The sequence below is a fragment of the Stenotrophomonas maltophilia genome (genome assembly GCF_013464485.1).
Taxonomy (GTDB): domain Bacteria; phylum Pseudomonadota; class Gammaproteobacteria; order Xanthomonadales; family Xanthomonadaceae; genus Stenotrophomonas; species Stenotrophomonas maltophilia_AW.
The window spans coordinates 17,130-43,514 of record NZ_RAUX01000010.1; the positions used below are offsets into that span (position 1 = coordinate 17,130).

The 26,385-nt window shown below is 67.3% G+C and carries 23 protein-coding genes and 1 riboswitch; of the genes, 13 read left to right on the plus strand and 10 right to left on the minus strand.

Annotated features, from left to right (window positions below; translation table 11 throughout):
* Positions 1-15: 15 nt before the first annotated feature.
* The 4 genes from D7Y61_RS04470 (at position 16) to D7Y61_RS04485 (ending at position 3,604) form a co-directional block, all read left to right on the plus strand.
* A complete protein-coding gene (locus D7Y61_RS04470; RefSeq protein WP_180865270.1) occupies positions 16-981 on the plus strand; it encodes a ribokinase in 966 nt (321 codons plus the stop codon).
* Positions 982-1,139: 158 nt separating this feature from the next.
* Positions 1,140-1,571 carry a hypothetical protein gene (locus D7Y61_RS04475; RefSeq protein WP_180865271.1) on the plus strand — a complete coding sequence of 144 codons (432 nt, stop codon included), beginning with the start codon at positions 1,140-1,142 and terminating at the stop codon, positions 1,569-1,571.
* A gap of 147 nt (positions 1,572-1,718) precedes the next feature.
* Positions 1,719-2,714 (plus strand): tRNA dihydrouridine synthase DusB, encoded by a 996-nt coding sequence (gene dusB / locus D7Y61_RS04480; protein ID WP_180865426.1) that lies wholly within the window; start codon positions 1,719-1,721, stop codon positions 2,712-2,714.
* Between the two features lie 62 nt (positions 2,715-2,776).
* Positions 2,777-3,604 carry a class I SAM-dependent methyltransferase gene (locus D7Y61_RS04485; protein WP_180865272.1) on the plus strand — a complete coding sequence of 276 codons (828 nt, stop codon included), beginning with the start codon at positions 2,777-2,779 and terminating at the stop codon, positions 3,602-3,604.
* An 89-nt stretch (positions 3,605-3,693) separates the two neighbouring features.
* Here the strand turns inward: D7Y61_RS04485 and D7Y61_RS04490 are convergent, their stop codons facing one another.
* The 3 genes from D7Y61_RS04490 to D7Y61_RS04500 all read right to left on the minus strand — a co-directional run bounded on the left by D7Y61_RS04490 (position 3,694) and on the right by D7Y61_RS04500 (position 7,372).
* Positions 3,694-4,740, minus strand: a complete 1,047-nt coding sequence (locus D7Y61_RS04490) for a metal-dependent hydrolase (protein ID WP_180865273.1) — start codon at positions 4,738-4,740, stop codon at positions 3,694-3,696.
* 119 nt (positions 4,741-4,859) lie between these two features.
* Positions 4,860-5,660, minus strand: a complete 801-nt coding sequence (locus tag D7Y61_RS04495; protein WP_180865274.1) for a UDP-2,3-diacylglucosamine diphosphatase — start codon at positions 5,658-5,660, stop codon at positions 4,860-4,862.
* Positions 5,657-7,372 carry a lysophospholipid acyltransferase family protein gene (locus D7Y61_RS04500; RefSeq protein ID WP_180865275.1) on the minus strand — a complete coding sequence of 572 codons (1,716 nt, stop codon included), beginning with the start codon at positions 7,370-7,372 and terminating at the stop codon, positions 5,657-5,659. Before D7Y61_RS04500 ends, D7Y61_RS04495 begins: the two co-directional genes overlap by 4 nt.
* A 334-nt stretch (positions 7,373-7,706) precedes the next feature.
* Here D7Y61_RS04500 and metK point away from each other — a divergent pair, with 334 nt between their 5' ends.
* On the plus strand, positions 7,707-8,918 hold the full coding sequence (gene metK, locus D7Y61_RS04505; protein WP_005408103.1) for a methionine adenosyltransferase: 1,212 nt from the start codon (positions 7,707-7,709) through the stop codon (positions 8,916-8,918).
* Positions 8,919-9,057: 139 nt separating this feature from the next.
* A complete protein-coding gene (locus D7Y61_RS04510; protein WP_180865276.1) occupies positions 9,058-9,564 on the plus strand; it encodes an acyl-CoA thioesterase in 507 nt (168 codons plus the stop codon).
* Positions 9,565-9,631: 67 nt separating this feature from the next.
* Here D7Y61_RS04510 and ppc read toward each other — a convergent pair whose 3' ends face one another.
* Together ppc and D7Y61_RS04520 are read right to left on the minus strand one after the other, a co-directional pair.
* Positions 9,632-12,343, minus strand: coding sequence for a phosphoenolpyruvate carboxylase (gene ppc / locus D7Y61_RS04515; protein ID WP_180865427.1), 2,712 nt, complete (start codon positions 12,341-12,343; stop codon positions 9,632-9,634).
* Between the two features lie 322 nt (positions 12,344-12,665).
* Positions 12,666-15,182 carry a S9 family peptidase gene (locus tag D7Y61_RS04520; protein ID WP_180865277.1) on the minus strand — a complete coding sequence of 839 codons (2,517 nt, stop codon included), beginning with the start codon at positions 15,180-15,182 and terminating at the stop codon, positions 12,666-12,668.
* 120 nt (positions 15,183-15,302) lie between these two features.
* Positions 15,303-15,386, plus strand: a riboswitch (S-adenosyl-L-homocysteine riboswitch).
* A gap of 36 nt (positions 15,387-15,422) precedes the next feature.
* Between D7Y61_RS04520 and ahcY the strand changes: the two genes are divergently transcribed.
* The 3 genes from ahcY (at position 15,423) to D7Y61_RS04535 (ending at position 18,044) form a co-directional block, all read left to right on the plus strand.
* Complete coding sequence (gene ahcY, locus D7Y61_RS04525; RefSeq protein WP_014036003.1) at positions 15,423-16,868, plus strand: adenosylhomocysteinase; 1,446 nt, start codon at positions 15,423-15,425, stop codon at positions 16,866-16,868.
* Positions 16,869-17,067: 199 nt separating this feature from the next.
* The gene (gene ybaK, locus D7Y61_RS04530) at positions 17,068-17,541 is read left to right on the plus strand and encodes a Cys-tRNA(Pro) deacylase (RefSeq protein WP_180865278.1); all 474 of its coding nucleotides are present in this window, start codon (positions 17,068-17,070) and stop codon (positions 17,539-17,541) included.
* Positions 17,541-18,044 carry a hypothetical protein gene (locus D7Y61_RS04535; protein WP_180865279.1) on the plus strand — a complete coding sequence of 168 codons (504 nt, stop codon included), beginning with the start codon at positions 17,541-17,543 and terminating at the stop codon, positions 18,042-18,044. Before ybaK ends, D7Y61_RS04535 begins: the two co-directional genes overlap by 1 nt.
* On the opposite strand, the gene D7Y61_RS04540 is transcribed toward D7Y61_RS04535, so the two are convergent.
* Positions 18,041-18,673 carry an energy transducer TonB gene (locus D7Y61_RS04540; protein ID WP_180865280.1) on the minus strand — a complete coding sequence of 211 codons (633 nt, stop codon included), beginning with the start codon at positions 18,671-18,673 and terminating at the stop codon, positions 18,041-18,043. The two genes, D7Y61_RS04535 and D7Y61_RS04540, sit on opposite strands and share 4 nt — an antisense overlap.
* Before the next feature lie 90 nt (positions 18,674-18,763).
* Positions 18,764-19,321 carry a DUF3228 family protein gene (locus tag D7Y61_RS04545; protein WP_180865281.1) on the minus strand — a complete coding sequence of 186 codons (558 nt, stop codon included), beginning with the start codon at positions 19,319-19,321 and terminating at the stop codon, positions 18,764-18,766.
* Between the two features lie 105 nt (positions 19,322-19,426).
* Here D7Y61_RS04545 and D7Y61_RS04550 point away from each other — a divergent pair, with 105 nt between their 5' ends.
* Genes D7Y61_RS04550 through D7Y61_RS04560 form a run of 3 tightly spaced genes read left to right on the plus strand, consistent with a single transcriptional unit; the run spans position 19,427 to position 22,538 of the window.
* A complete protein-coding gene (locus tag D7Y61_RS04550) occupies positions 19,427-20,557 on the plus strand; it encodes a type 1 glutamine amidotransferase domain-containing protein (RefSeq protein ID WP_180865282.1) in 1,131 nt (376 codons plus the stop codon).
* Positions 20,558-20,559: 2 nt separating this feature from the next.
* On the plus strand, positions 20,560-21,249 hold the full coding sequence (locus tag D7Y61_RS04555; protein ID WP_032129701.1) for a response regulator transcription factor: 690 nt from the start codon (positions 20,560-20,562) through the stop codon (positions 21,247-21,249).
* Positions 21,246-22,538: a sensor histidine kinase gene (locus D7Y61_RS04560; RefSeq protein ID WP_180865283.1), complete on the plus strand. Its 1,293-nt coding sequence runs from the start codon at positions 21,246-21,248 to the stop codon at positions 22,536-22,538. Before D7Y61_RS04555 ends, D7Y61_RS04560 begins: the two co-directional genes overlap by 4 nt.
* Before the next feature lie 47 nt (positions 22,539-22,585).
* Here the strand turns inward: D7Y61_RS04560 and D7Y61_RS04565 are convergent, their stop codons facing one another.
* Genes D7Y61_RS04565 through D7Y61_RS04575 form a run of 3 tightly spaced genes read right to left on the minus strand, consistent with a single transcriptional unit; the run spans position 22,586 to position 25,314 of the window.
* The gene (locus D7Y61_RS04565) at positions 22,586-23,317 is read right to left on the minus strand and encodes a LytR/AlgR family response regulator transcription factor (RefSeq protein ID WP_180865284.1); all 732 of its coding nucleotides are present in this window, start codon (positions 23,315-23,317) and stop codon (positions 22,586-22,588) included.
* On the minus strand, positions 23,314-24,363 hold the full coding sequence (locus tag D7Y61_RS04570) for a sensor histidine kinase (protein WP_180865285.1): 1,050 nt from the start codon (positions 24,361-24,363) through the stop codon (positions 23,314-23,316). The genes D7Y61_RS04565 and D7Y61_RS04570 overlap by 4 nt, the downstream gene beginning before the upstream one ends.
* A 24-nt stretch (positions 24,364-24,387) precedes the next feature.
* A complete protein-coding gene (locus tag D7Y61_RS04575) occupies positions 24,388-25,314 on the minus strand; it encodes an alpha/beta fold hydrolase (protein ID WP_180865286.1) in 927 nt (308 codons plus the stop codon).
* Positions 25,315-25,517: 203 nt separating this feature from the next.
* On the opposite strand from D7Y61_RS04575, the gene metF reads away from it, so the two are divergent.
* Entirely contained in the window at positions 25,518-26,345 is an 828-nt protein-coding gene (gene metF / locus D7Y61_RS04580) for a methylenetetrahydrofolate reductase [NAD(P)H] (RefSeq protein WP_180865287.1), read from the plus strand.
* Positions 26,346-26,385: the final 40 nt, after the last annotated feature.

The following is a 26,385-nucleotide window of genomic DNA, read 5'->3' on the forward strand; positions in this document are numbered from 1 at the left end:
GAGAAAAGATTCCCTATGAGCAGCAGTGTCGTTGTCGTCGGTTCCTTCAATGTCGATCACGTGTGGCGGTGCGAGTCGCTGCCGGCACCGGGTGCGACCATTGCCGGCCGTTACAGCACCGGCCCCGGTGGCAAGGGCTTCAACCAGGCCGTGGCGGCCTGCCGCGCCGGTGCCGACACCCACTTCGTGTGTGCGCTGGGCGACGACGCCGGTGGCGCCACCGCGCGCGAACTGGCCGCGCAGGATGGCTTCGGCCTGATCGCCGAGGCCAGCAGCGAGCCGACCGGCACCGCCGGCATCTATGTGGATGCCCGTGGCCGCAACACCATCGTGATCGGCCCGGGTGCCAACGCCGCGCTCAGCACCGACTTCCTGCAACAGCAGCAGGCGCTGCTGACCGGCGCCAAGGTGGTGCTGGTGCAGCTGGAATCACCGGTGCAGACCATCGAAGCGGCACTGGCCACCGCCCGCGAGGCCGGCGTCACCACCGTGCTCAACACCGCACCGGCCGATGCCCCCTCCACCATCGGCCTGCTCAAGCTGGCCGACGTGATCACTCCGAACGAGACTGAGTTCGCCGCCCTGCTCGGCCGCCATGTGGGTGAGCGCGTGGATGCCAACGACGTCGCCGCGCTGGATGGCGCCAGCCTGCATGCGCTGTGCCGCAAGCTGGTCGGCAACGGCACCGTGGTGGTCACCCTGGGTTCGGTGGGCGTGTTCGTGTCGCATGCCGACGAGAACCTGCGCGGTGATACCCAGCCGTACTACCGCGTGGGTGCCGAGCAGGTGCAGGCGATCGACACCACCGGTGCCGGCGACGCCTTCAACGGTGCGCTGGCCGCGTCGCTGGCACAGGTGGCCGACGCCCCGTTCGCCCGCCACGTGCGCTTCGCCAACCAGTTCGCCGGTCGTTCAACCGAGAAGGAAGGCGCCGCTGCGGCAATGCCGCGCTTCACCCCGGCCGACGCGGAAGTGAAGTAGATCCACGCCATGCGTGGATGAGCGAGCCCGGGCATGCAGATGCCCGGGCTTTTCATTTGCGCATTCTGCAGGCCCGCGCGCACCTGCGACCGCTTGTCGCATTGCCCGCATCTGGGTCCTCGCCCACCATCCGCGCAGCTTCTCTGCGTGGGCAGGACATGGACGGATTCCCCTGGCTGCTGATCGCGGCCGCCGGCAGTGCCATCGCGGCCCTGCTGCACATTGGCTGCATCGCCTTCGGCGCGCCCTGGTACGAGCGTTTCGGCGCCGGTCCGCGCATGGTCCGGTTGGCCCAGGCCGGCCACTGGTGGCCGCCGCTGATGACCGCCGGCATCACTGCCCTGCTGGTTGCCTGGGCGCTGTACGCGCTGGCTGCTGCCGGCTGGCATGCGCCGTTGCCTGCCAGCCGCCTGGTCCTGCCAGGCATGGCCGCGCTGCTGTTGCTGCGCGCCATGATGGGCTTCGGCCTGGCGCTGTTCCGACCGGGGTACAACGGCACGCGCTTCTGGGTGGTCAGTTCGCTGGTCTGCCTGGGCCTGGGGCTGGCCTTCGCCGCGGCGACCCGCCAGGCCTGGCAGAGCCTGGGCTAGCCGCCCACCATCGCCCGCCCTTGGGGGCGGCGGAAGCAACCGTCAAGCATCTGTTGATGCCGGTACGGCATGAGCTGGGTGCGGATCGGCCTGAACCGGACCGCGCCCGACACGGCCGTACCGCCGCCCGCGCCCTACAATGGGCGCATGCAGATCGGCCCGTACACCATTGCCCCCAACGTCGTGCTGGCGCCCATGGCCGGCGTTACCGACAAGCCTTTCCGCCTGCTGTGCAAACGGCTGGGCGCGGGTCTGGCTGCCTCGGAAATGACCATCAGTGATCCGCGCTTCTGGAACACGCGCAAGTCGATCCACCGCATGGACCATGACGGTGAACCGGCACCAATAAGCGTGCAGATCGCCGGCACCGAGCCGCAGCAGCTGGCCGAGGCTGCGCGCTACAACGTCGACCACGGCGCGCAGATCATCGACATCAACATGGGCTGCCCGGCCAAGAAGGTCTGCAATGCCTGGGCGGGCTCGGCCCTGATGCGCGACGAGCAGCTGGTGGCGCGCATCCTCGAGGCCGTGGTCAACGCGGTGGACGTGCCGGTCACGCTGAAGATCCGCACCGGTTGGGACTGCGACCATCGCAATGGCCCGCTGATCGCACGCATCGCCGAGGACAGCGGTATCGCCGCACTGGCGGTGCACGGCCGTACCCGCGACCAGCACTACACCGGCCAGGCGGAGTACGCCACCATCGGCGAGATCAAGGCCGCGCTGCGCATTCCGGTGATCGCCAACGGCGATATCGATTCACCGCAGAAGGCCGCCTACGTGCTGCAGCAGACCGGCGTGGACGCGGTGATGATCGGCCGCTCGGCGCAGGGCCGGCCGTGGATCTTCCGCGAAGTGGCGCACTACCTGGCGACCGGCGAGGAACTGCCACCGCCGTCACTGGCGGAAGTGCGCGACATCCTGCTTGGCCACCTGCACGCATTACATGCGTTCTATGGCGAGCCGCAGGGCGTGCGCATCGCGCGCAAGCACCTGGGCTGGTATGCCAAGGACCGGCCAGAGAACGCCGCTTTCCGCGCAGTGGTCAACCGTGCCGAAGATCCGCAGAGCCAGATCGCGCTGACCACCGAGTACTTCGACCGCCTGATCGCCGGGGAGCCGGCGTTGTCTTCGGCCGCTTGACCGCATCGCTGCGTCGCAGAGTCGAGCCTGCTCGACCATCTTGAACACCGAGAGCCCGCCCCATGACCCCGCCGATCTCCTCCCCGACCTATCTGCACGGGTTTTCCGGTACCGAGCAGCAACGCCTGATGACCCAGGCCCGCCTGCTGGAATCGAGCATCTTCGGCCAGATCGACTACAGCGGCTCGCGGCGCCTGCTGGAAGTCGGCAGCGGCGTTGGCGCACAGACCGAGATCCTGCTGCGCCGCTTCCCCGAGCTGCACGTGACCGGTGTGGACCTGAGCGAGACCCAGCTGGCCACCGCGCGCGAGAACCTGGCGCGCACGCCGTGGTGCAGCGATCGCTATACCCTGCAGCAGGCTGACGCCGGCGAGCTCCCGTTCGAGGCACGCAGCTTCGACTCGGCGTTCCTGTGCTGGGTACTGGAGCACGTGCCGTCACCGGCGCGCGTGCTGAGCGAAGTGCGCCGGGTACTGGCACCGGGTTCGCCGGTCTACATCACCGAGGTGATGAATGCCTCGTTCCTGCTCGACCCGTATTCGCCGCACATCTGGCGTTACTGGATGGCGTTCAACGATTTCCAGTACGACCACGGGGGCGACCCGTTCGTTGGCGCCAAGCTGGGCAACCTGCTGCTGGCCGGCGGCTTCCGCGACGTGCACACCGAGATCAAGACCATCCACCTGGACAACCGCGAACCGGCACGCCGCAAGACGATGATCGCGTTCTGGGAACAGCTGCTGCTGTCGGCCGCCGACCAACTGCTGCAGGCCGGGTCGGTGGACGAGGAAACCGTGGAAGGCATGCGCCGCGAGTTCCGGCTGGTGCAGAACGACCCGAATGCGGTGTTCTTCTATTCGTTCGTGCAGGGCCGCGCCACGGTGTATTGAGCCGACACGGCACTGCTGACTGAAGCAGTAGAGCCACGCCATGCGTGGCTGCCACCGTCGATGTCCCTTCATCCACGCATGGCGTGGATCTACTCAACAGCGCCGACCACGGGCGCATCCCAGATCCGCTGCCACATCGCCGCCAGCCGGCGCCCGGCGTCGGCGCGCGCGGCGGGACTGCTGTAATCCGCCCGCAGCTGCTCGGGCGTGATTGGCCGCCACTGCCCGTCGACCTGCTCGGCCACGGCGAAGTTGAAGGTGTAATCCGGCTCCAGGCCCATGCGCAGATCGCTCAGTACCAGCTGGCCGTCCACGACCTGCGCACGCATGAAACCGCGATTGAACCAGGTCAGCTGCTGTACCGCCGGGATGCCCCCTGCTTCGCGCAGTGCCTGCACGTTGGACGCGTGGCCTTCGAACTGCATCGGCCCATGGTCGGCCACCAGCGAGCGATCACCCACCACGTAGCCATTGGGCGTCATCGCCACCACCCGCCACAGCAGCGTATTGAACGGCATCGGCACCGAGAAGCGCGGCGCGTCACCCAGCCCCATCGCCGCCAGGCTCTGCTGGGCAGCACGGTCGACCTGGGCCTTGGCGATCAGGCCCCAGCCCAGGTAGGCACTGCTGACCAGCATCGCCACACCCAGCACCTTGCCAGCCCAGGGGCGGGCGCGGCCAAACCAGGCCAGCATGCAGCCCAGCAGCAGCCACACCGTGTAGCCGGGATCGATGATGAAGACGCTGGAGCCCATGGTCGGGTGTGGCCGCAACGGCCACCACAGCTGGGTGCCGTAAACGGTGAACGCATCCAGCACCGGATGGGTGACCAGCGCCAGCTGGATCGCCCAGAACCAGCGCACCGGTGACTGCGCGACGCGGCCATTGCCGAAGCGCTTGAACAGCCACCAGATCAGCGCCGCCACCCAGGGCAGCACCAGCAGCGAATGGCTGAAGCTGCGGTGCTCGATCATGTTCGCCACCGGGTCGGCGGCGGTGAAGCCGAGCCACAGCGCATCGAGGTCCGGCAGGGTGCCGAGCGCGGCACCGGCCAGCAGGGCCGCGCGGCGATGGCCGGGCGGGGCGATGGCGGCAGCGACGGCGCCGCCGAGCACGATCTGGGTCAGGGAATCCATGGGCCGATGCTAGCGGCTTGCGGGCGGTGCATGTAGAGCCGAGCCCATGCTCGGCTGCTCTTCATTGCGTGTAACGGCAGCCGAGCATGGGCTCGGCTCTACAAGGGTACAGACGCGGGTTACGCCGCCTGCGACAGGCGCGCGCCCGGCAGTTCCACCAGGGTCTGCCCGTTGTGGTCCAGCAGGCGCAGCGCACCATCATGGTCTTCGGCCAGTGCGGTCAGGCTCTCCACCCAGTCGCCATCGTTGGCATAGACCAGGCCATCGCGTTCAATCAACGCAGCGCGGTGGATGTGGCCACAGACGATGCCATCCAGTCCGCGACGGCGAACGTCGTCCAACCCGGCCTGCACGAAGCGTTCGATGTAGCGCTCGGCCGCACCACTGCGCTTCTTCAGGAACTCCGACAGCGACCAGTAGCGCATCCCCAGCAGCCGCCGCACCGCGTTCAACGCCTGGTTTCCGGTCAGGATGCGGTAGTACAGCCAATCGCCGAATTTCTCCTGCAGGCCACCGAAGTGGGTCACGCCGTCGTACTCGTCCCCGTGCGCGACCAGCAGGCGACGGCCATCGGCGGTCACGTGGATGGCGCGGCGGCGCACCTGCATCGCCGGCAGCATCAGTCCGCACACCTGGCGCAGCGAGGCATCGTGGTTGCCGGGGATGTAGATGATCTCGGTACCTGCACGGCGCAGTGCGTGCAGAGCCTGGATGACTTCGCTGTGCGACTGCCGCCAGTTGGCACGGCGGTGCGCCATCCACCACAGGTCGATGATGTCGCCAACCAGGTACAGCCGTTCGCAACGCAGCTGCGAGAGAAACCGTGCCAGCTCGGTAGCATGGCAATGACGTGAACCCAGATGCACATCGGAAACGAACACTGCGCGCCGGTGCGGCAACAGGTTCGCCAGCGCGCTCATGCCGGCGTCCCCGCGTCGCGCAGGTAACGTTTGCGCTTGTTCGGCCGGATCGCGCACAGGTCCACTTCGATCAGGCCGTCGATCGAATCACTGAAGCCCGGGTCGACACCGAAGGCGAGGAAGCGGGCACCACCGGGTTCGCACAGATCGGTGTACTGGCGGTACAGCGTCGGCACCCCCGTGCCGAGTGCGGTCAGGTTGGCCTTGAGTACATCGAACGCGGCACCTGCATCCAGCTCGCCGAAACTCGGGGGTGCGGCGAAATACTGGAACGGCCGGTTCGACTCGGCCAGGCCTGCGGTACCGCTGTAGTAGCGCTGGTAGTACGCCACCAGCTGTTCGCGCGCGTCACGCGGCAGTGCCGCACTGATCGACACCGCGCCGAACAGGTAGCGGATGCCGGGCCGGCACTGCAGGTAGGCGCCGATGCCCTGCCACAGGTAGTCCAGGCTGCGGCTGCCCCAGTAATCAGGCACCACGAAGCTGCGGCCCAGTTCGAGGCCTTCGGCGATGTGGGTGATGGCGTCGTCGGAATAGCGGAACAGCGACGCGCTGTAGAGCCCGGACAGACCCTGCCGGGCCAGTGCCTGGGCGCCGCGCATGATGCGGTAGGCACCGGCGATGCGCTGCGCCGCCGCGTCCCAGATCACGATGTGTTCGTACTGCAGGTCGTAGTCGTCCAGGTCGCGGCTGCGGCCGGTGCCCTCGCCCACCTGGCGGAAGGTCAGTTCGCGCAGGCGGCCCAGCTCCAGCAGCAGCGGCGAGTCTGCGCTGCAGGTCGCCAGCAGGATCTGCTTGCCATCGGCGGTCTGGCCCAGCTGGGTGGCCGCAGTGATGCCAGCGGCAACCTGCGAAGGCGGCACCGGTGCGGCCAATGGCTCGGGACCTGCGCAGGCAGCAGCATTGCCGGTCGCCCCGTTGCGGCCCAGCGCGTACAGCGCGCGGCGCACGGCCAGCAGCTGCGCGCCCGGGTCGCCGCCCTTGCCCAGCTGCATCGGCTCACCGATGCACAGGCGCAGCGGACGGCCGCGGCGGGTGAACATCTCGCGCGCCAGCAGCGCGGTGCCGGCCGGCTTGAACAGGGTCGAGGCGCCGTAGAACAGCGCCGAATTGCGCGTCTCCACCCGCACTGGCAGCACCGGCGCACCTGCCGCACGAGCGAAGCGGACAAAACCGCGCTGCCAGCGGCCATCGCGGATGCCACGCAGCGACAGCCGCGAGACCTCACCGGCCGGAAACACGATCACGCACTGTTCGGCAGCCAACGCCTCCTCGACCGCATGCAGGCTGCCGCGCTGTGCCTTGCCACCGAGGATGCGTACCGGCAACAGCAGATCCTGCAGTGGCGCGATCGCCCCCAGCAGGTCGTTGGCCACGATCCGCACGTCACGGCGGATGCGTCCGACCGCATCCAACAGCGCCAGTGCGTCCAGCGCCCCAGACGGGTGGTTGGCGACGATCAGCAGGCGGCCAGTGGCCGGGATCTTCGCCAGCGCCGCCGGGTCCACCTCGTACTGGCCGTCGATGAACTCCAGTCCGGCGGCGACGAAGCCGAATCCGCGCAATCCAGCGCTGCGCTGCAGGAAGGCTTCGATCTGGTCCAGGCGCGACCAGCGGCCGACGCTGCGCAGCAACGGCCGCGCCAGCTGGCCGCGACGGCCATGGAACCAATCGGGAAAGCGTTGCTGGAGACGCTGTTCAAGTTCCTGCATGGCGGATCCACTCATGCCCGGCGGCCGGATTGGCCGACAGCCTGCGCCCGGCAGACGGCAGCCAGATGGCGGTTTCGGGGCAGAACGATGACGGCCCGGCAAGTCATGGGGACCCTGACGCGCGCGCAGTCGAGGCCGGCACCGGCCCGGCCCGTTGTCACGCTGGTGGAACACTGGGCCTCGAGGCTGGGCCCCAATCCCGGCAGGACAGCCTTTGCCGGGCCTACGCGGGCTTAACCACCGGCAACCGGTACCGGTTCACAATGCACAGGCGGCGCACCCCGTGTATCATGCGCGCCCATCTTTCCATCCGAATCAAGGGATATTACGCCTGATGTCCAGCTATCTCTTCACCTCCGAGTCGGTCTCCGAAGGCCATCCGGACAAGGTTGCCGACCAGATCTCCGATGCGGTGCTGGACGCGATCCTGACCCAGGACCAGCGCGCCCGCGTGGCCTGCGAGACCATGGTCAAGACCGGCGTTGCCATCGTGGCCGGTGAAATCACCACCAGCGCCTGGATCGACCTGGAAGCGCTGACCCGCAAGGTCATCACGGACATCGGCTACGACAGCTCCGACGTCGGCTTCGACGGCGCCACCTGCGGCGTGCTGAACCTGATCGGCAAGCAGTCGCCGCACATCGCCCAGGGCGTGGACCGCAAGAAACCGGAAGAAATGGGCGCTGGCGACCAGGGCCTGATGTTCGGCTACGCCACCAACGAGACCGACAGCTACATGCCGGCCGCGATCCACCTGTCGCACCGCCTGGTCGAGCAGCAGGCCAAGATCCGCAAGAAGAAGAACTCGCCGCTGTCGTGGCTGCGCCCGGACGCCAAGAGCCAGGTCACCCTGCGCTATGAAAACGGCGTGGTCTCGGCCATCGACGCCGTGGTGCTGTCGACCCAGCATGCCCCGGGCATCAAGCAGAAGGACCTCATCGAGGCCGTCCGCGAAGAAATCATCAAGCCGGTGCTGCCGGCCAAGTGGCTGCACAAGGGCACCAAGTTCCACATCAACCCGACCGGCAAGTTCGAGATCGGTGGCCCGGTGGGCGACTGCGGCCTGACCGGCCGCAAGATCATCGTCGACACCTACGGCGGCTGGGCCCGTCACGGTGGTGGCGCGTTCTCCGGCAAGGACCCGTCCAAGGTCGACCGTTCGGCGGCCTACGCGGCCCGCTACGTTGCCAAGAACGTGGTTGCCGCCGGCCTGGCCGACCGCTGCGAAGTGCAGGTCTCCTACGCCATCGGCGTGGCTGAGCCGACCTCGATCTCGGTCACCACCTTCGGCACCGGCAAGATCAGCGACGACAAGATCGAGAAGCTGATCCGCAAGCACTTCGACCTGCGTCCGTACGGCATCATCAAGATGCTGGACCTGATCCACCCGATGTACCAGCAGACCGCGGCCTACGGCCACTTCGGCCGCAAGCCGAAGGAGTTCAGTTACCTCAACGGCGAAGGCGAGACCGTCAACGCCACGGCCTTCTCCTGGGAGAAGACCGACCGCGCCGCCGCCCTGCGCGCCGATGCGAAGCTGAAGTAAGAAGCACGAAGGGCCGCTCACGCGGCCCTTCTGCTTTCTGGTAGAGCCGGCCGCTGGCCGGCTTTTTMATGGTCTCCGKAAACAATCGCGTGGTTGCCGGCCWGCGGCCGGCACTACCGGTTGCCGATACAATCGGCGCATGTCGACCGAACTCAAAACCCACCAGCTGTCCATGACCGTGCTGATGTCGCCGGAAATGGCCAATTTCTCCGGCAAGGTCCACGGTGGCGCGGTCCTGCGCCTGCTCGACCAGGTCGCCTACGCCTGCGCCAGCCGCTATGCCGGCAGCTACGTGGTCACCCTGTCGGTGGACCAGGTGATGTTCCGCCAGCCGATCGCAGTGGGCGAGCTGGTCACCTTCCTGGCCTCGGTGAACCATACCGGCACCTCGTCGATGGAGATCGGCATCAAGGTGGTGGCCGAGGACATCCTCAAGCGCAGCGTGCGCCACGCCAACAGCTGCTTCTTCACCATGGTGGCGGTGGACGAGGAAGGCCGGCCGACGCCGGTGCCGCCGCTGCAGCCGGTCACCTCGGACGAAAAGCGCCGCCAGGCGGCCGCGCTGATCCGCCGCCAGCTGCGCCAGGAAATGGAGCAGCGGCACCTGGAACTGCTGGCGTCTAACCCGCCTTCGCCGGAGGAATGAGGGCGTGCGGGGCAAGCCCCGCACCCACCGAGGCAGGTAGCGCCGGGCCATGCCCGGCGGATGCGGATCACCCCGTGTTCTGCACGCCCTGCGAAACACCGTTCACGCAGGCCACCAGCGCACGCAGCAGATCCTCATCCTCGCGGCCGCTGGCCCGCCAGCGCTGCAGCAGATCCACCTGCAGCACACTGATCGGATCGACGTAGGGATTGCGCAGGCGGATCGACAGCGCCAATCGCGCATCGTGGTCCAGCAGCGTCTGCTGGTCCATCAACGCCAGCAACCAGTGCCGGGTCAGTTCCAGTTCGCGCTGCACCTGCGGGAAGAAGCGCCCGTGCAGTTCGCCCGACAACTTCGAGAACTGCTCGGCGATGGTGATATCGCCCTTGGACAGCACCATCGCGATGTCGTCCAGGAAGGTGCGGAAGAACGGCCAGTCACGCGCCATATCGCGCAGGGTCTGTTCGTGGCCGGCATCAACCGCGGCCTGCAGGCCACTGCCTACGCCGTACCAGCCAGGAATCACCGCCCGCGCCTGGCTCCAGGCGAACACCCAGGGAATCGCACGCAGATTGCCCAGTGCCGCGTCCTGGCCGAGCCGGCGCGACGGCCGCGAGCCCAGTGTCATCCGCTCGATCACGTCGATCGGCGTGGCGGTACGGAAGTAGTCCATGAAGCCGGCCTGGCCGACGAACGCGCGATACACCTCGCTGCTGGCCGATGACACCACGTCCATCACCGGCCGCCACTCATCCTCGCGCGGCTCGGCGGCACGCGGGCGCAGGCTGGCGCGCAGCACTGCACCGGCGGCCTGTTCCAGCGAGCGCAGGGCCAGCGCGCGGATGCCGTATTTGCGATGGATCACCTCGCCCTGCTCGGTCACCCGCAGGCGGCCATCGATGCTGCCGCGCGGCGACGCATCGACCGCGTGCGTGGTCTTGCCACCGCCACGGCTGATCGAGCCGCCACGGCCATGAAAGAAGGTCAGGCGGATGCCGGCTTCGGCCGCCACCTCCAGCAGTTCCACCTGCGCACGCTGCAGACCCCAGCGCGAAGCGGCAATGCCACCATCCTTGCTGCTGTCCGAATAGCCGAGCATCACCATCTGCACGTCGTCGCGTGCACGCAGATGGGCGCGGTACACCGGATCGGCCAGCAGGTCGCGCAGGGTCGCGGTGCCGCGCATGAGGTCATCCACGGTCTCGAACAGCGGCGCGATATCCAGCGGCACCGAACCGCCCTCTTCCACCAGGCCGCCACGGCGCGCCAGCGCCAGCACCGCCAGCACGTCGCTGCGGTCGTGCGCCATGGAAATGATGTAGCTGCCCAGCGCGTCGCTGCCATGCCGGGCGCGTGCGTCGGCCAGTGCGGCGAACACCGCATCCAGCCGCTGGTTGCCCTCGTCATCCCCCTTGGGCAGCGCCTCCTCGCCGCTGGCATGCGGGCCCAGCCGGCGCGCACGACCCAGCGCATCCAGCGCCTGCCAGCCTTCTTCGCCGCCCAGCACCGCAGCCAGTGCGCGCGCATGCACGCTCGATTCCTGACGCACGTCCAACCGCGCAAGATGGAAACCGAACGTTTTCACCCGCCACAGCAGGCGCTGCACGGCGAAGCCACCGGCATGTTCGCCGCGGTTGGCGCGCAGGCTGTCGAAGATCAGCTGCAGATCCTCGATCAGTTCATCAGGACCGGCGTAGGCGCCTTCGCCGTCATCCAGTGTGGCCTGCAGGCGTGCACGCATGCGGTCATTGAGCAGGCGGTAGGGCATGTCGGCATGGCGTGGGCGCGACTGCACCTGCGGCAGCAGCTGCTGGTAGTGCGCCACGCGCGCCTGCAGGGCATCACTGACACCCACCCGCTCGGTGGACTGGCTGAGCAGGCTGGCCAGCTGCAGCAGTTCCTTCTGGTAGCGCCCGAGCACCGCCTGCCGCTGCGCATCCAGCGTATTGCGGATGGTGTGGGCATCCACGTTCGGGTTGCCGTCCATGTCGCCGCCCACCCAGGTGCCGAAGCGCAGCAGGCGCGGCAGCGGCAGTTCTTCGCCGTAGGTATCGCGCAGCGCCTGCTGCAGTGATTCGTACAGCACCGGGATCACGCGATACAGCACCTGCACCAGATAGAAGCCGACATGCTCGCGTTCGTCGTCGACCGTGGGCCGCACCGGCGAGGAATCGGTGGTCTGCCATGACGCAGTGAGCGCCATGCGGAAACGCGCGGCATCGGCAGTGGCCTCGCCCGGCGTGCGCTGGCCGTCGAGGTTGTCGACCAGGCTGGCCACCATCAGCTGCTCTTTTTCCAGCAGCGCGCGGCGCACGGCCTCGGTCGGATGTGCGGTGAACACCGGTTCGATGTCGATGCGCGGCAGCCACTGCGCCAGTTCGTCCAGGCCCACGCCCTGCGCCTTCAGGTGCTGCAGCGCATCCTGCAGGCCATCGGGCTGCGCCCCGGCGGTACCGGCGCGCTGATAGTCACGGCGACGGCGGATGCGATGCACGCGCTCGGCGATGTTGACCACCTGGAAGTAGGTGCTGAAGGCCCGCACCATGGTTTCGGCCTGCTGCGGCGTACGCCCGGCCAGGCCATCGGCCAGCTCGGACAGCGGCGCCTGGTTCTCGCGGCGGGCGATGGCGCGGGTGCGCACGTCCTCGACGTCATCAAGGAAGGCGGCCGACACCTGTTCGACCAGCAGGTCGCCAACCAGTGCGCCGAGACGGCGCACGTCATCGCGAAGGGGAAGATCGGGGGAAGCGAATTCGATGCTGCTGCGGTACTCGTTCATCGGCGACGCACGGGCCTCGGTCAACGGATCCTGAGCCCAAGCCTATCCCAGATCGGACCTCGTGCTGCGATGCAAAAATGGTTTCATCTGCATGCATCGCCTGATGTGACCGGAGGGGAAGCACGAACTGGAACCACTGTGCGGGAAACACCGACTGGAACCACCGTGCGGGGAACTCCGACTGGGTAGAGTCGACTGTTAGTCGACTCTCGCGCGCAGCGCGGGTTTTCGAAGATCTGACAGGAGAGCAGTCGACTAACAGTCGACTCTACCCCACCGCGTCATGGCGGCCCCTGTTGCAGGGGCCGCCCTCATGCAGGCATCAGCGCTTCTTCTTCGCCTTGCCCTGCTCGGCCGGGCCGATGGTCTGTTCCAGCCAGCGCTCGCTTTCGGCCAGCATGGTCATGATCGACTCGCGTGCACGGTAGGCATGCGATTCGTTCGGCAGCATCACCAGCCGCGCGGTGCCGCCCAGGCCCTTCACCGCCGCGAACATGCGCTCGCTCTGCATCGGGAACGTGCCAGAGTTGTTGTCGTCCACGCCATGGATGAAGAGGATCGGATCCTTGATCCTGTCGGCGTAATTGAACGGCGCCATCTTCTGGTAGACGTCCTGCGCCTGCCAGTAGTTGCGCTCTTCGGCCTGGAAGCCGAACGGGGTGAGCGTGCGGTTGTAGGCGCCGCTGCGGGCAATGCCGGCCTTGAACAGGCGCGTGTGCGCCAGCAGGTTGGCGGTCATGAACGCACCATAGGAATGGCCGCCGATGGCGATGTGATCGCGATCGGTCACGCCACGGCGCACCACTTCATCCACCGCTGCCTGCGCGTTGGCCACCAGCTGTTCGATGTAGGTGTCGTTCGGCTCCTTGTCGCCCTCGCCGATGATCGGCATCGACGGGCTGGCCAGCACCACATAGCCCTTGGCCAGGAACGCCTGCGGGCCCCAGTAGCTGACCGCATTGAAGCGATACGGCGAATCGGTCACCTGGCTGGCCGCAGCCGCGCTCTTGAACTCGCCCGGATAAGCCCACATCAGCAGCGGGCGCGGGCCGTCGCGCTTCGGGTCGTAGCCCGGCGGCAGCAGCAGGGTCGCGGTCAGGTCGACGCCATCCTTGCGCTTGTAGCGGATCTGCTCCTTCTGCACGCCCTTCAGCTGCGGCAGCGGATGGGCGAAGTGGGTCAGCGCGCGCGGCGCAGCACCGGCATCGGTCAGCGACTGCACGTAGAAGTTGGCCGGCTCATCCGGGCTCTCGCGGCTCAGCAGCAGCGAGCTGGCCTGGTCGTCCAGCAATGCCACCGGCAGCGCGTAGCTCGGCGCCTGCGAGTGGAACAGGCGGGCGGCCTTGCCGCTGGCGATGTCGAAGCGGTCCACAAACGGGCGGTCGCCTTCCGGCGAAGCACCGGCGCCGGCCAGGTAAAGGCTGCTGCCGTCGGGGCTGGTCTGCAGCAGCGAACGACCGCGCGCATCGCTGACCATCAGCGCCCGGCCCGGATCGGCGTAGCGGTCCTGCGCGTCACGATCCCACAGCAGGCGTGGCTCGGTACCGGCGTTGTCCGGGGCGATCAACCAGGTCTTGGTCCTGCGGGTCTTCCACCACGATTCGGTCAGCAGTGCGAGATCGCCACGGCCCCAACTGATGCCGGCCAGGCGGCTGCCGAGCTGGGCCAGGGTCACCGGCGGCTTGTCGAACGGCGCGGCCTGCATCAGCACTGCATCGCGCACCTTGGCCTCCCGGTTCGGATCACCACCATCCTGCGCCTCGGCCCAGACCAGGGTGGCATCGGCATCTCCGCGCCAGCTGATATCGCGCACGCCGGTCACTTCGGCATCGTTGCCGGTCGGCAGGCCTTCCACCAGCGGACGCACGGCCACGGTGTGCACCAGTTTGCCGCTGGCACGGTCGATCACTTCAATGCGGCGCGGGAAGCTGCTTACCGGCACCACGTACGAGTACGGCCGCTGCACCGGCTGGCGCAGTACGAAGCGACCATCCGGCGATACCGAGAAGCCCATGAAGATGCCGGCTGCGCCGATCGCGCGGGTGCTGCCATCCAGGCTGACTTCCATCGGCTGGGTGGTGGCGTAGTAATCGAACTGGCGCGCGTCGACCTCGTTCTTCAGCAGGTCCTGGTAGGTGCGGATCGACACCACGCCGCCGCCCTGGCTGGTCTGCTGCACGGCCGGGCCGGTCGGAATGCCGTCGGCGGCCGGGGCCGCACCAAGGTTGGCCGGGCGGGTGAAGACTACCAAGCCGCGGCCGTCCGGCAACCACTGGTAGCCGCTGCCGATCACCGTGTTCAGGCCGGCAACCAGACGACGGGCACTGCCGCCGGCCACGTCCACCAGCCACAGTTCATTGGCGCCGCTGGCGGCGTCGACCTGGTTGAAGGCCAGCCACTTCTGGTCCGGCGACCACATCACGCTGGCGATCGACAGCGTGGCCGGCAGGCCGCTGATCTGCCGTTCCTTGCCGTCGGCCACGTTCATCAGCCACAGCTTCTCGCCGAAGCTGAAGCGGCTGTCGGAGAAGGTGCGCGGATTGATGCGCAGGCCAGCCAGCTTCAGTTCCGGCTGCGCCACCACCTGGATCGACGGCAGCGACGGCATCTGCATCATCGCGGCGACGTCGCGGCGTGGCGACAGGTACAGCGAGGGCGCGCGTGGTGCGTCGACCACCGCCTGCAGCGCCGCCGAAGGCAGTTCGTAGCCGTTGACGCCCTGGGCCTGTACCTGGGCGGGCTGCGGGGACGCGGCCCAGGCCAGCGGAGCCACCGCCAGCAGTCCCATCGACAGGACCAGGCCGGTCCAGCGCCGTGTGCGGCGCGCGTGCATGCTCATCGTTCCACCTGTGTGATGCGTGAAAACACCGACCTTAACAGGCCGTGCACGCGATCCCACCTGCCGATGGTTGGGTCATCGGGATGTCATGCCGGGGCCGCGATATAATGGGGGTTCTCCCCTGCCGAGGGGCGCTGCGACCGGATCCCACGAGGCCCGGCCAGGCTCGGTAAGGTGGCTTTGTAACAACGGCGCCCGGCTAGATGCGAGCACCCGCTCGTCCACAACCGGAGCACACGAATGAACGCTGTTGCCAAGACCTTCTCCACCGAAGGTGACTACAAGATCCGCGATATCACGCTGGCCGACTGGGGCCGCAAGGAACTGGACATCGCCGAGCACGAAATGCCGGGCCTGATGTCGATCCGCCGCAAGTACCAGGCCGAGCTGCCGCTGAAGGGCGTGCGCGTGACCGGCTCGCTGCACATGACCATCCAGACCGCGGTGCTGATCGAGACCCTGAAGGACATCGGTGCTGACGTGCGCTGGGCCTCGTGCAACATCTTCTCGACCCAGGACCACGCCGCTGCCGCCATCGCCGCCACCGGCACCCCGGTGTTCGCCTGGAAGGGCGAAACCTTGGAAGAGTACTGGGACTGCACCCTGGACGCGCTGACCTTCACCCTGGCCGACGGCACCCTGACCGGCCCGGAGCTGGTGGTTGACGACGGCGGTGACGTGACCCTGCTGATCCACAAGGGCTACGAGCTGGAAAACGGCAGCGACTGGGTCAACACCGCCTCCGCCTCGCACGAAGAACAGGTCATCAAGAACCTGCTCAAGCGCGTCGCCAAGGAGCGCCCGGGCTACTGGGGCCGCGTGGTCAAGGACTGGAAGGGCGTCTCCGAGGAGACCACCACCGGCGTGCACCGCCTGTACCAGCTGGCCCAGGCCGGCACCCTGCTGATCCCGGCAATCAACGTCAACGACTCGGTCACCAAGAGCAAGTTCGACAACCTGTACGGCTGCCGCGAGTCGCTGGCCGATGGCCTGAAGCGCGCGATGGACGTGATGCTGGCCGGCAAGGTGGCCGTGGTCTGCGGCTATGGCGACGTCGGCAAGGGCTGCGCCGCTTCGCTGCGTGCGTACGGCGCGCGCGTGATCGTCACCGAGATCGACCCGATCTGCGCCCTGCAGGCGGCGATGGAAGGCTATGAAGTCAACACCATCGAATCGACCCTGGGCCGTGCCGACCTGTACGTCACCACCACCGGCAACAAGGACATCATCCGCATCGAGCACCTGAGCGCGATGAAGGACCAGGCCATCGTCTGCAACATCGGCCACTTCGACAACGAGATCCAGGTCGATGCGCTGGTGTCGTTCGCCGGCATCAAGCACGTCAACATCAAGCCGCAGGTGGACAAGTACATCTTCCCGAACGGCAACGCGATCTTCCTGCTGGCCGAAGGCCGCCTGGTGAACCTGGGCTGCGCCACCGGCCACCCGAGCTTCGTGATGTCCAACAGCTTCGCCAACCAGACCCTGGCACAGATCGACCTGTGGGCGAACAAGGACAGCTACGAGAAGAAGGTCTACCTGCTGCCGAAGAAGCTGGACGAGGAAGTGGCCCGCCTGCACCTGGAAAAGATCGGCGTGAAGCTGACCACCCTGAGCCAGGAACAGGCTGACTACATCGGCGTGCCGGTGGAAGGCCCGTTCAAGCCGGACCACTACCGCTACTGATGCCTGCGGGGTGCCGGCCWGCGGCCGGCACTACCAGTGCATGCGACACACGGAACGGGCGCCTTCGGGCGCCCGTTCTGCATTGGTCTACCGTTCCTGCGCTTCTGGTGGGTGCCGGGCTTGCCCGGCACTGCATCCGCCAGCGCCAGGCAGTAGGCTCGGTCAAGGCATTGCCTTTTCCACGCGCTACGATGCGTCCATGACTCCGGCCGTCAATCTGCTCAAGCGCGAGAAGATCGCCCACACCGTGCGCAGCTACGTGCACGACGCCCACGCCGAATCGTATGGCGGCGAGGCCGTCGACAAGCTCGGCCTCGATCCGGCCCAGGTGTTCAAGACCCTGCTGGCCAGCACTGAGGCACACGAACTGCTGGTGGCGATCGTGCCGGTGGCCGGCCAGCTGGACCTGAAGGCATTGGCCGAAGCGGCCGGCTGCAAGAAGTGCGAGATGGCCGCCGCCGACGCCGCGCAGCGCGCGACCGGCTACCTGGTCGGTGGCATCAGCCCACTGGGGCAGAAGAAGCGACTGCGCACGTTCCTGGATGCCAGTGCGCAGGCATTGCCAGCGCTGCATGTCAGCGCCGGTCGCCGCGGCCTGGAAGTGGAACTGGCGCCGGCCGACCTGCTGCGGCTGACTGCCGGCCACTACGCTGCCATCGGCAAGGTCCGCTGATGCGCTGGCCGTGGTCTGCAGCGCCGATACCCCGGCTCGACGATGCACAGGCCGATATGCTGCTGCAGGACCTGCTGTCGCGCGATGCAACGCGCATCACCGATGCCGCGCGTACGGTCGCTCGGCTGTTCAGCGCCTCATCGTTGGACGCGCTGGTCGCGCATGTGGATACGATCGAACGCAGCTGCCAAGGCATCGCCCTTGGCGGCATGCTGATCAGCAACCAGGCTCACCTCAAGGCGGCCCTGCAACGGCTGCGTTACTGGCAGGCGCGCGAAGGCTGCCTGTGCGCCTTGTATCCAACCTATGTGTTCTTCAGCCCCGAGCCGCTGCTGGAACAAGGTCACGTGCAGCTGCGTGCACGGGGCGAAGCGGAGGACGGCTGGGGTGAATGCTACCGGCTGACGTGCACCTGCTGCGCGCAGCCATGGAGCGCGACCGAGCGCGAGTACCACTACCGCTGGTGGGAGTGGAAGGCCGAGCCCGCCCTGCAGACGCCTTAGTTGAGCTTGAACGTGACCGTTCCGCGTATCAGGCTCATGTTTGGCGCCTTGCCCACCGCTTCACGCTCATAACGCCAGTCACGTGCGTGCTTGAGCGCCGCCGCATCGAGCAGTGGGTACCCACTGGATCGGGACAGGATGATCGCCTGGGTCTTGCCCTGTGCATCCAGCAGCAGCATCAGCTCGACACCGCCCTGCTGGGCTTCGCGCATGGCGGCCGCAGGATACGCCGGAACCGACGAGAGCCGCCGCTGGTGCCAGCCTCCTTCCCGGGCAATCAACGGCGTGCTGGAAGAGAGCGGGCAACGCGCAGGCATCTGCAGGTCGAAGCCCGCAGCCCCTTGCGAAGGCCGGGTGGTGGCTGGCGCACCACAGGCGATCGCCGACACGCTCTGGAGCAACGACTGCTGACGCGAAAGCGCTGCTGCGTCATCCGCCTCCACATGGAACGTGCAACGCCCCGAGGTTGCCTGCGCCTGCAGTGAACCCACGCCCACGTCGCGGATCTGCGTCACGTCGGACAGGGCCCCACAGGCAGCGCCTGCATCGTACTTTGCTGCCGAGCTTTCACTTGCGGCCAGCAGGCCTGCGGCGATCCATGCAAACGGCATCCAACGGCGAACATCCATCCCTGTGCTCCCTGCGTTGATTCACCGCCATGGTAGCGCTTCACTGCCGTCCCGCTGTTCACATGCCGGCTGTCCGGCCACAGCGTGGGCTCAGGGCCGCCAGTTGGCGTTGTTCTCCCAGAACGCCACCGAGCGCCGGTAGGCCTCCCGGTCCAGCGGCACACCGGAACCGCCCTCCTCCACGCCCAGCGCATTGCGCATCATCGTGATCGGCGCCATCGGTACCTCTTCCGGCTCGGCGGTGTAGATGCAGCCGACGATGCCCCAGTCGGCCTCGATCGGTGAACCTTCCTTCGCCAGCTGCCCGGCGCTGTACAGGATCACCACCAGGTAGTTCGCGCGCGGTGATTCCACGCCCTCGAACCAGCGCACCAGCACCGGCAGTTCCTCGCGGTTGCGCGCCTCATAGCCGCTGCGCAGTTGGTGGCGGTTGGCCTCGGTGACCGGCACCGTCAGGCAACGCGTGCTGGTCCAGTTCTCGTAGACGAACAGCTTGCAGAACGGGGCGTAGCCATCGAGCACCTTCAGCGGCGCGTGCGCATTGAGGTGTGCCTCGAACTGCTCGGCAGTACAGTCCTGGATGGTGTTGCCACGCGGCACGCGCGGGAACAGGCGGGGACGGGCGAAGTCGGTGAGGACGATGGACATGGCATGCACGAACGGGAACAGGCCCTCAGGGTAACCGTCGATGCGCTTGAAGTCTGCTTCACATTTGCCGGCCACAGTGCGCGCACATCTCCCGGAGAGTCCTGCATGAACCGCTTCCGCTCCCCCCTGCTGTCCGGCCTGCTGGCCGTCCTTCTCCTCCCTGCCATGGCCCCATCTTCCGCGTCTGCCGCACCATCGCGCGTGCTGCTCGTCGTCAGCAGCGAAGGCCGGGACCAAGGGAAGACCCGTCCGGGCTTCGAGATGGACGAATTCGCCCAGGCCTGGCTCATCCTCAAGCAGAACGGCTTCGACATCGACGTGGCAAGTCCGCGTGGCGGCGCCGTCGAGGCTGACAAGTACAACCCCTCCGAGGCCTTCAACGCAGCCGTCCTTGCCGATTCCCAGGCCATGGGCAAGCTTGCCGCGACCGTGCCCACTGCACAACTGCGTGCCAGCGACTACCAGGGCGTCCTGGTGATCGGCGGCAAGGGTGCCATGTTCGACCTTCCGGCCGACAAGGCCCTGCATGCCACGATTGCCGGAATCTGGCAGCAGGGAGGACTGGTCGCGGCGGTATGCCATGGTCCGGCCGCACTGGCGGGTGTTCGCCTTCCCGATGGCCGGGCCATGGTGGAAGGCCGCGCCATGACCGGATTCACGGAAGAGGAAGAAGCACTGTTCGGCAAACGTTGGGCGAAGGAATTCGCGTTCCAGCTTGAACCGCGCATGCGCGAGCTGGGCGCACGCTGGCAGGAGGCACCGCTGATGATGCCCAAGGTCGTAGTCGATGGACGCCTGCTGACCGGTCAGAACCCGTTCTCGACCGCCGCACTGGCTGACGCCTTCGTGCGCGCCAGCGGGCGTGTGCCACTGGCACGCCAGGCATGGCGCGATGAGCGCAGCATGGCGCTGGTGGAGCAGCACCTGCAGCAGCGTGATGGTCAGGCGGCGCAGATACTGGCGCAGCACCCGTCCGACCATCACGTCGAGCTGATCGGCATGCTGGGTTTCTACCAGCTGAAAGCAGCAAAGGACGCCACTGCAACCGCCGACGCGCTGTCCATCATGCAGCTGGCCAGCCCGCATATGGACGAGCCGAGGCTGCAGGTCGCGATGGCAGAAGCGCACTGGCGCCTGGGCCGGACCGATCTGGCCCGTTCGCAGGTACTGGCTGTGCTGGAAAAGCAGCCCGGTCTGGACGAAGCTAACGCTCTCCTGGCCCGCATGCAGCCCTGACCATGGACGCCGAGCGCCTGCGCCTGCTGTTGATTGAAGACAACCTGCCGCTGGCCTCGGCCATCATCGACATGCTGCAGGCGCATGGCCATCTGGTCGATTTCGCCGCTGGCGGACACGTCGGGCTGCAGTTGGCGCTGGCGTCACCGCCGGATGTGCTGCTGCTCGATATCGGGTTGCCGGGCACCGATGGTACGACGGTCTGCCGTCGGTTGCGCGAGTGCAGTGATCGGCACGTCCCCATCCTGATGCTGACCGCACGCGATGCGATCGACGACAAGCTGCAGGGCTTCGCTGCGGGCGCGGATGACTATCTCGTCAAGCCCTTCGACGATGCCGAGCTGCTCGCCCGCTGTCTCGCCCTCGCCCGCCGCCATCGCGTGGGTCAACCGAACCTCCTGCAGATTGGGCCGCTGAGCATCGACCGCCGCAGCGGCCAGGCCTGGCGCGCGGGATTGCTGCTGGAGCTGGCACAGGTTCCGCAGCGCATCCTGCTCGTACTGGCCGAGGCCTGGCCGCGAACCGTCACCCGCAGCGAGCTCGTTCAACGCCTGTGGGGGGATGAAGCACCTCCTTCCGACCCGCTGCGCTCGCATCTGTACCTGTTGCGGCAGGTACTGGACAGGCCGTTCGAAGGCGAGATGCTGCGCACCGTCCACGGTGTCGGCTTCCGTCTGGAAGCTTCGCCATGAAACCTCGGCCCACCCAGCACCTGCGCCGTCGACTGCTGATCACATTCACAGCCTTCGCGCTGTTCACCGCCACGGTGTTCGGCACCTACTCGCTGGTGTTCATGTATGTGGTGGAAGACAGCATCTTCAACGCCCAACTGGACCGTGAAGCACGGGCTCAGCTCGCCTGGCACGCGCTCGAAGGGGACTGGCGTACACCTGCCGATGCCGCAATCCAGCTGCATCGTTCACCCTCTACCTTCCCCGACGATCTGCGCAGCGAGTTCGCAAAGGAACCGTGGCGCTCGGAGTTCGCGGGTGTCGATGGTCGGCACTACCATCTCAAGCGAATCGATCCCCCGGCCGGCGCCCGCCCTGCTTGGCTTGTGTCGGAGGTCAGTGCGCAACTGGTGGTCCGGCCGATCCGCGATCGGGTCGTAATGCTGCTTGCCGGCACAGCACTGTTGGTCCTGATCGCGGCGATCGTCCTCGGCATCTGGCTCGCCCATCGCAGCACACGCTCGCTCTACGCGCTGGTCGAGGAGGTTGAAGCGCTGCAGCCGGAACCAGGCCCCGGCGTGCGCCTGGCAGCACGTTTCGACGATGACGAGATTGGCGTGCTCGCGCGCGCCCTGGATGGATTGTCCGCACGCGTCGCTGCCTTCGTTGCCCGCGAACACGCGTTCACGCGCGATGCCAGCCACGAACTGCGCACACCCTTGAGCGTCATCTCCAGTGCGGCAGGCCAGTTGGCCAGCGAGTCGGGCCTGTCCGAGCGTGGCCGCCAGCATGTGCAGCATATCCGTCTTTCGGCACTGCAGCTGCAGCAGGCCATTGCGGCGCTGCTGGCGCTGGCTCGCGAGGAAACCGCCAGCCACGGCGCTCCGCCGGTCAAACTTGTGCCGCTGCTGGAACGAGTGATCATCGAGCAGTCTCCGTTGCTGGCTGCACGGCCGGTCGAGGTACAGCTGACTGTGCCCGACGGGGCCACGCTGCGCGCGCCCGAGGCGGCCCTGCGCGTAGTCCTGGCCAATCTGGTCGGCAATGCGTTCGCGCATACCGCGCAGGGCCAGGTCCTGATTGCATGGCAGGACGCTCAGCTGCTGGTGCACAACACGGCAGGTGCTTCGCCCTTCCTTGGCAACTGGCCCGAGCCGCGGCCATTCGACAAGCGTGATGGCAGCGAGGGCAACGGCCTGGGCCTGGATATCATGCGGCGACTGTGCAGCCACTACGGGCTCGAACTGGTCATCCAGCACGGCGGTGGCGGGGTGATGGCCCGCTTGAGGGGGCAGCCAGCCGAGGCATGAAGCGCCTCCGGCGGTCCAGCCCCGTCAGTGCCGAGCGGTAGCGGCAGCTACAACGCCATCCGCTCGCGCAGCTCCCGCGCCTGCCGCCGCGACACTTCCACCTCGCTGCCATCATCCAGCGCCAGGTCATAGCCGTCGCCGATGCTGGGCGACACCCCACGGATACGGCGCAGGTTGACCAGTGTGTTGCGGTTGGCGCGGAAGAAAAGATCCTGCGGCAGGCGTGCTTCCAGCGCGCTCAGGCTGCGGGTCAGCAGGGCGTTCTGGTCGCGGAACCACAGCCGCGTGTAGTTGCCATCCACCACCAGTCGTCGGATCTCGGAGATCGCCACGAACCAGCAACGATCACCCTCGCGCACGAACACCTGGTCCTGCGCGCCCAGCGTGCTGCGCGGCTCCGGCGTTTCGCCCGCCACCACCTCGCGCTGGCGCGCCCGCTGCAACGCTTCCAGCAAGCGCGGCGCCTCCACCGGCTTCACCAGATAATCCAGCGCATTGGCCTGGAATGCGCGCACCGCGTAGGTGTCGTAGGCAGTAACGAAGACCACCGCCGGCACCGTCTCCAGGCCATCCAGCACATCGAAACCACTGCCGGAAGGCATCTGCACGTCCAGCAGCACCAGGTCCGGCGCTAGCGTGGCGATCGCCTCGCGCGCGGCAGGCACATCGTCGGCCTCACCCACGCACTGCACCCATGGCAGCGCCGACAACAGCGTACGCAGCTCCTGCCGCGCCAGCCGAGCATCATCAACGATCAACACACGCAGCATGGCACTCATTGTGGAATCTCCAGCAGGGCCTGCATGCGGTCGCCGACCGGTTGCAGGGTGAAAAGGCCGCGCGAACCGAGCTGCGCACGCAGGTAGGCCAGGCCGACGCCATGCCCGTCGGCAGGCTCGCTGGTGCTGCCCAGCGGGTTGTCCACCTGCAGTCGCAATACATCGCCGTCCAGCGTGGCCTGGATCTGTACCTCGCCACCACCGGGGCGGCTGGCAATGCCGTGCTTGATCGCATTTTCCACCAGCAACTGCAGCGCCATCGCCGGCAACTGCGCCTGCAGGGCGTCAGCATTGATGCGCCGAGCTACCTGCAGGCGCTGCTCGAAGTGGATGGCCTCGATCGCCAGATAGTCGTCCACCACCGCCAGTTCTTCGGCCAGCGTGACCTGCTCACTGCGGTTGTGCGCCAGCGCCTGGCGCAGCGTGCGCGACAGGCGCGTGACCATGTCGCGGGCGCGCTCGGGGTCTTCCAGGATCAGCGCGCGCAGGTTGTTCAGCGCATTGAACATGAAGTGCGGGTTGAGCCGTGCACGCAGTGCATCACGCTCCAGTGCACTGCGTTCGGCTTCGGCGCGCAGCCGGGCCAGTTCACTGTGGCGCGCCCGGCGCAGGCCGTGCAGGCCGGCCCACAGGCCGGTCCACATCAGCAGGAACAGCGCGGTGTTCATCCAGTACACCAGCAGCGAAGACCATCGGTAATCCGCGTGGCCGCCGGGCAGCTGCACCCAGCCCAGTGCCAGCGCCGGCAGCAGCAGCGCCGCCGTCATCGCCTGCGCGACGCTGGCACCGGCCACCACACCGGCGGCCAGTTTCAACACCAGGCTGCCCAGGCTCCCCTCCCACCAGCGCTGGCGCAGCGCCACCGCGCGCAGCATGCCGCTGCACAGCCAGAGGCAGGCGGCCACGCTGACGGTGATCAACACGATGCCGCTGAACACCACGCCGCCGCCGATCCGCATCCCCGCCCACAGCCCGTACATCGCATAACCCGCCCATGCCAGTGCATTGAGCGTCCAGAAGCGGCGAGATGAAGTGGTGGCGTCCATGCGGGCTCTCGGCGAGGACAAGGGTCAGGGGTGCGCGGCGAGGAAACGCTGCGCCTGCTCCTGCAGCCAGCGCGGATCATCCCACATCAGGAAGTGGAAGCCCTGTGCGCTCATCGCGATCTGCACGCCCTGAAGCTTCGCGTACTGGGCCTGGAACACCGCGCGCGTGCTGTCCTCGGTGCCGCCTATCGGCTGGTAGCCGGCCCAGCTGCCCAGCACCAGCGTCGGCGCGCTGATCGAGGCGATGCTGTCGCGCAGGTCGGTGGTCATCACCGCATGCATGGCATCGGCGGTGGTCTGGCGGTCACTGCTCTCGCCCCAGCGGCCCAGCTCTGCTTGGCGCTGCGGATCACGGGTCATGCCCGGCAGGCCGGCTTTCAGCTGCGCCTGCCACTGCGCGGCATCGGCGGCGAGCATGCCCTTGCGCAGCTGGTCGGCCATCGGCCGCACGCTGTTCGCGGTGGCGTTCGGGTCACGCGCCGCCGGCAGGAACGGCAGTGCGTCGACCACCACCAGTGCACTGACCGCCTTCGGCTCGGCCTGCGCCATCTGCAGGCCCAGCAGGCCGCCCAGGCTGTGCCCGACCACCACCACCGGGCCCAGCTGCCGGTCATGCAGGTAGGCCAGCAGCTGCCCGCGCATCGCCGGCAGGAAGTCGGCCGGGCGCGGGTCGGCGGGCACAGCGCCGGCAAAGCCCGGCAGCTGCACCAGATGGCACTGCACGTCCTTCAGCGCCAGGCAGGTCTCGCGCCAGACCTCGGCGCTGCTGTTGAGGCCGGGAATCATCAGCAGCGGGCGACCCTTGCCGACCACCTCGACCTGCACCTTGCCGGTGCCTGTGGCGGCGGCCGCATGGGCCGGACCTGAGCCAAGCACGGCCATCGCCATGCCGATCATCGCCAGCCGGGCCAGCGCCTTCATTGCGTACCAGAGTGCCAGGAAGATCTTCATCGTCTGCTCCTTCGTCGGGTGGATGTTGCCGGGATGGGAGCAGCGTGGGCCGGGCCGAGGCGTCCCGGTTGCGATTTCGGAGCAGCGGCCGCACGACGGGGCGAACGGTCGCGGGCCGGGGTTGGCGGGCCCTCACGCAACCATCAAACATCCATCTTGATGAAGCGATATACTATTTCGCACCTGCCGCCGCCGCCCGCGCCATGACCGCCATCAGCTTCGAGTTCTATCCGCCCAAGACCGACGAACAGCGCAGCCAGCTGGACCGCGCCGCGGCCAAGCTGAAGGACTACGGCCCCGAGTACGTGTCGTGTACCTTCGGCGCCGGTGGCTCGACCCTGAGCTATACCTCCGAAACCGTGCGCCATCTCAACCAGCACCATGGCTTCGATGCCGCGCCGCACCTGTCCTGTGTCGGCGGCACCCGCCAGGAAATCCGCGAGTTGCTCAAGCTGTACCGCGCCATCGGCTGCCGCCGCCTGGTCGCGCTGCGTGGCGACCTGCCGTCGGGCATGGGCTTTCCCGGCGACATGCGCTATGCCGCTGAACTGATCGACTTCATCCGCGCCGAGCACGGCGATGCGTTCCATATCGAAGTGGGCGCGTACCCCGAAACGCATCCGCAGGCCTCCGACGCACTGGCCGACCTGAAACACTTCAAGGCCAAGATCGATGCCGGCGCCGATGCGGCGATCACCCAGTACTTCTTCAACCCGGACGCGTACTTCCATTTCGTCGACGAAGTGCGGCGGCTGGGCGTGCAGGTTCCGATCACCCCGGGCATCATGCCGATTGCCAACTTCAGCCAGCTGCGTCGCTTCTCCGAACAGTGTGGTGCGGAGATTCCGCGTTGGATCAGCCGCAAGATGCAGGCCTATGGCGATGATGCCGAATCGGTGCGTTCGTTCGGCACGGAAGTGGTGGCCAGGCTGTGCCAGCGCTTGATCGAAGGCGGCGCACCGGGCCTGCATTTCTACACCTTGAACCTGGCCAAGCCGACCACCTCGGTGCTGAAACTGCTGCAGGGCTGAAAGCACGCCATGCGAACCGGATCGGCGCTACCCTTCGTGG

Excerpts from the sequence above, each read along its gene's own strand:
- D7Y61_RS04470 (WP_180865270.1), top strand. The coding sequence starts at position 16 with ATGAGCAGCAGTGTCGTTGTCGTCGGTTCCTTCAATGTCGATCACGTG.
- D7Y61_RS04475 (WP_180865271.1), top strand. The coding sequence starts at position 1,140 with ATGGACGGATTCCCCTGGCTGCTGATCGCGGCCGCCGGCAGTGCCATC.
- dusB (WP_180865426.1), top strand. The coding sequence starts at position 1,719 with ATGCAGATCGGCCCGTACACCATTGCCCCCAACGTCGTGCTGGCGCCC.
- D7Y61_RS04485 (WP_180865272.1), top strand. The coding sequence starts at position 2,777 with ATGACCCCGCCGATCTCCTCCCCGACCTATCTGCACGGGTTTTCCGGT.
- D7Y61_RS04490 (WP_180865273.1), bottom strand. The coding sequence starts at position 4,740 with ATGGATTCCCTGACCCAGATCGTGCTCGGCGGCGCCGTCGCTGCCGCC.
- D7Y61_RS04495 (WP_180865274.1), bottom strand. The coding sequence starts at position 5,660 with ATGAGCGCGCTGGCGAACCTGTTGCCGCACCGGCGCGCAGTGTTCGTT.
- D7Y61_RS04500 (WP_180865275.1), bottom strand. The coding sequence starts at position 7,372 with ATGCAGGAACTTGAACAGCGTCTCCAGCAACGCTTTCCCGATTGGTTC.
- metK (WP_005408103.1), top strand. The coding sequence starts at position 7,707 with ATGTCCAGCTATCTCTTCACCTCCGAGTCGGTCTCCGAAGGCCATCCG.
- D7Y61_RS04510 (WP_180865276.1), top strand. The coding sequence starts at position 9,058 with ATGTCGACCGAACTCAAAACCCACCAGCTGTCCATGACCGTGCTGATG.
- ppc (WP_180865427.1), bottom strand. The coding sequence starts at position 12,343 with ATGAACGAGTACCGCAGCAGCATCGAATTCGCTTCCCCCGATCTTCCC.
- D7Y61_RS04520 (WP_180865277.1), bottom strand. The coding sequence starts at position 15,182 with ATGAGCATGCACGCGCGCCGCACACGGCGCTGGACCGGCCTGGTCCTG.
- ahcY (WP_014036003.1), top strand. The coding sequence starts at position 15,423 with ATGAACGCTGTTGCCAAGACCTTCTCCACCGAAGGTGACTACAAGATC.
- ybaK (WP_180865278.1), top strand. The coding sequence starts at position 17,068 with ATGACTCCGGCCGTCAATCTGCTCAAGCGCGAGAAGATCGCCCACACC.
- D7Y61_RS04535 (WP_180865279.1), top strand. The coding sequence starts at position 17,541 with ATGCGCTGGCCGTGGTCTGCAGCGCCGATACCCCGGCTCGACGATGCA.
- D7Y61_RS04540 (WP_180865280.1), bottom strand. The coding sequence starts at position 18,673 with ATGGATGTTCGCCGTTGGATGCCGTTTGCATGGATCGCCGCAGGCCTG.
- D7Y61_RS04545 (WP_180865281.1), bottom strand. The coding sequence starts at position 19,321 with ATGTCCATCGTCCTCACCGACTTCGCCCGTCCCCGCCTGTTCCCGCGC.
- D7Y61_RS04550 (WP_180865282.1), top strand. The coding sequence starts at position 19,427 with ATGAACCGCTTCCGCTCCCCCCTGCTGTCCGGCCTGCTGGCCGTCCTT.
- D7Y61_RS04555 (WP_032129701.1), top strand. The coding sequence starts at position 20,560 with ATGGACGCCGAGCGCCTGCGCCTGCTGTTGATTGAAGACAACCTGCCG.
- D7Y61_RS04560 (WP_180865283.1), top strand. The coding sequence starts at position 21,246 with ATGAAACCTCGGCCCACCCAGCACCTGCGCCGTCGACTGCTGATCACA.
- D7Y61_RS04565 (WP_180865284.1), bottom strand. The coding sequence starts at position 23,317 with ATGAGTGCCATGCTGCGTGTGTTGATCGTTGATGATGCTCGGCTGGCG.
- D7Y61_RS04570 (WP_180865285.1), bottom strand. The coding sequence starts at position 24,363 with ATGGACGCCACCACTTCATCTCGCCGCTTCTGGACGCTCAATGCACTG.
- D7Y61_RS04575 (WP_180865286.1), bottom strand. The coding sequence starts at position 25,314 with ATGAAGATCTTCCTGGCACTCTGGTACGCAATGAAGGCGCTGGCCCGG.
- metF (WP_180865287.1), top strand. The coding sequence starts at position 25,518 with ATGACCGCCATCAGCTTCGAGTTCTATCCGCCCAAGACCGACGAACAG.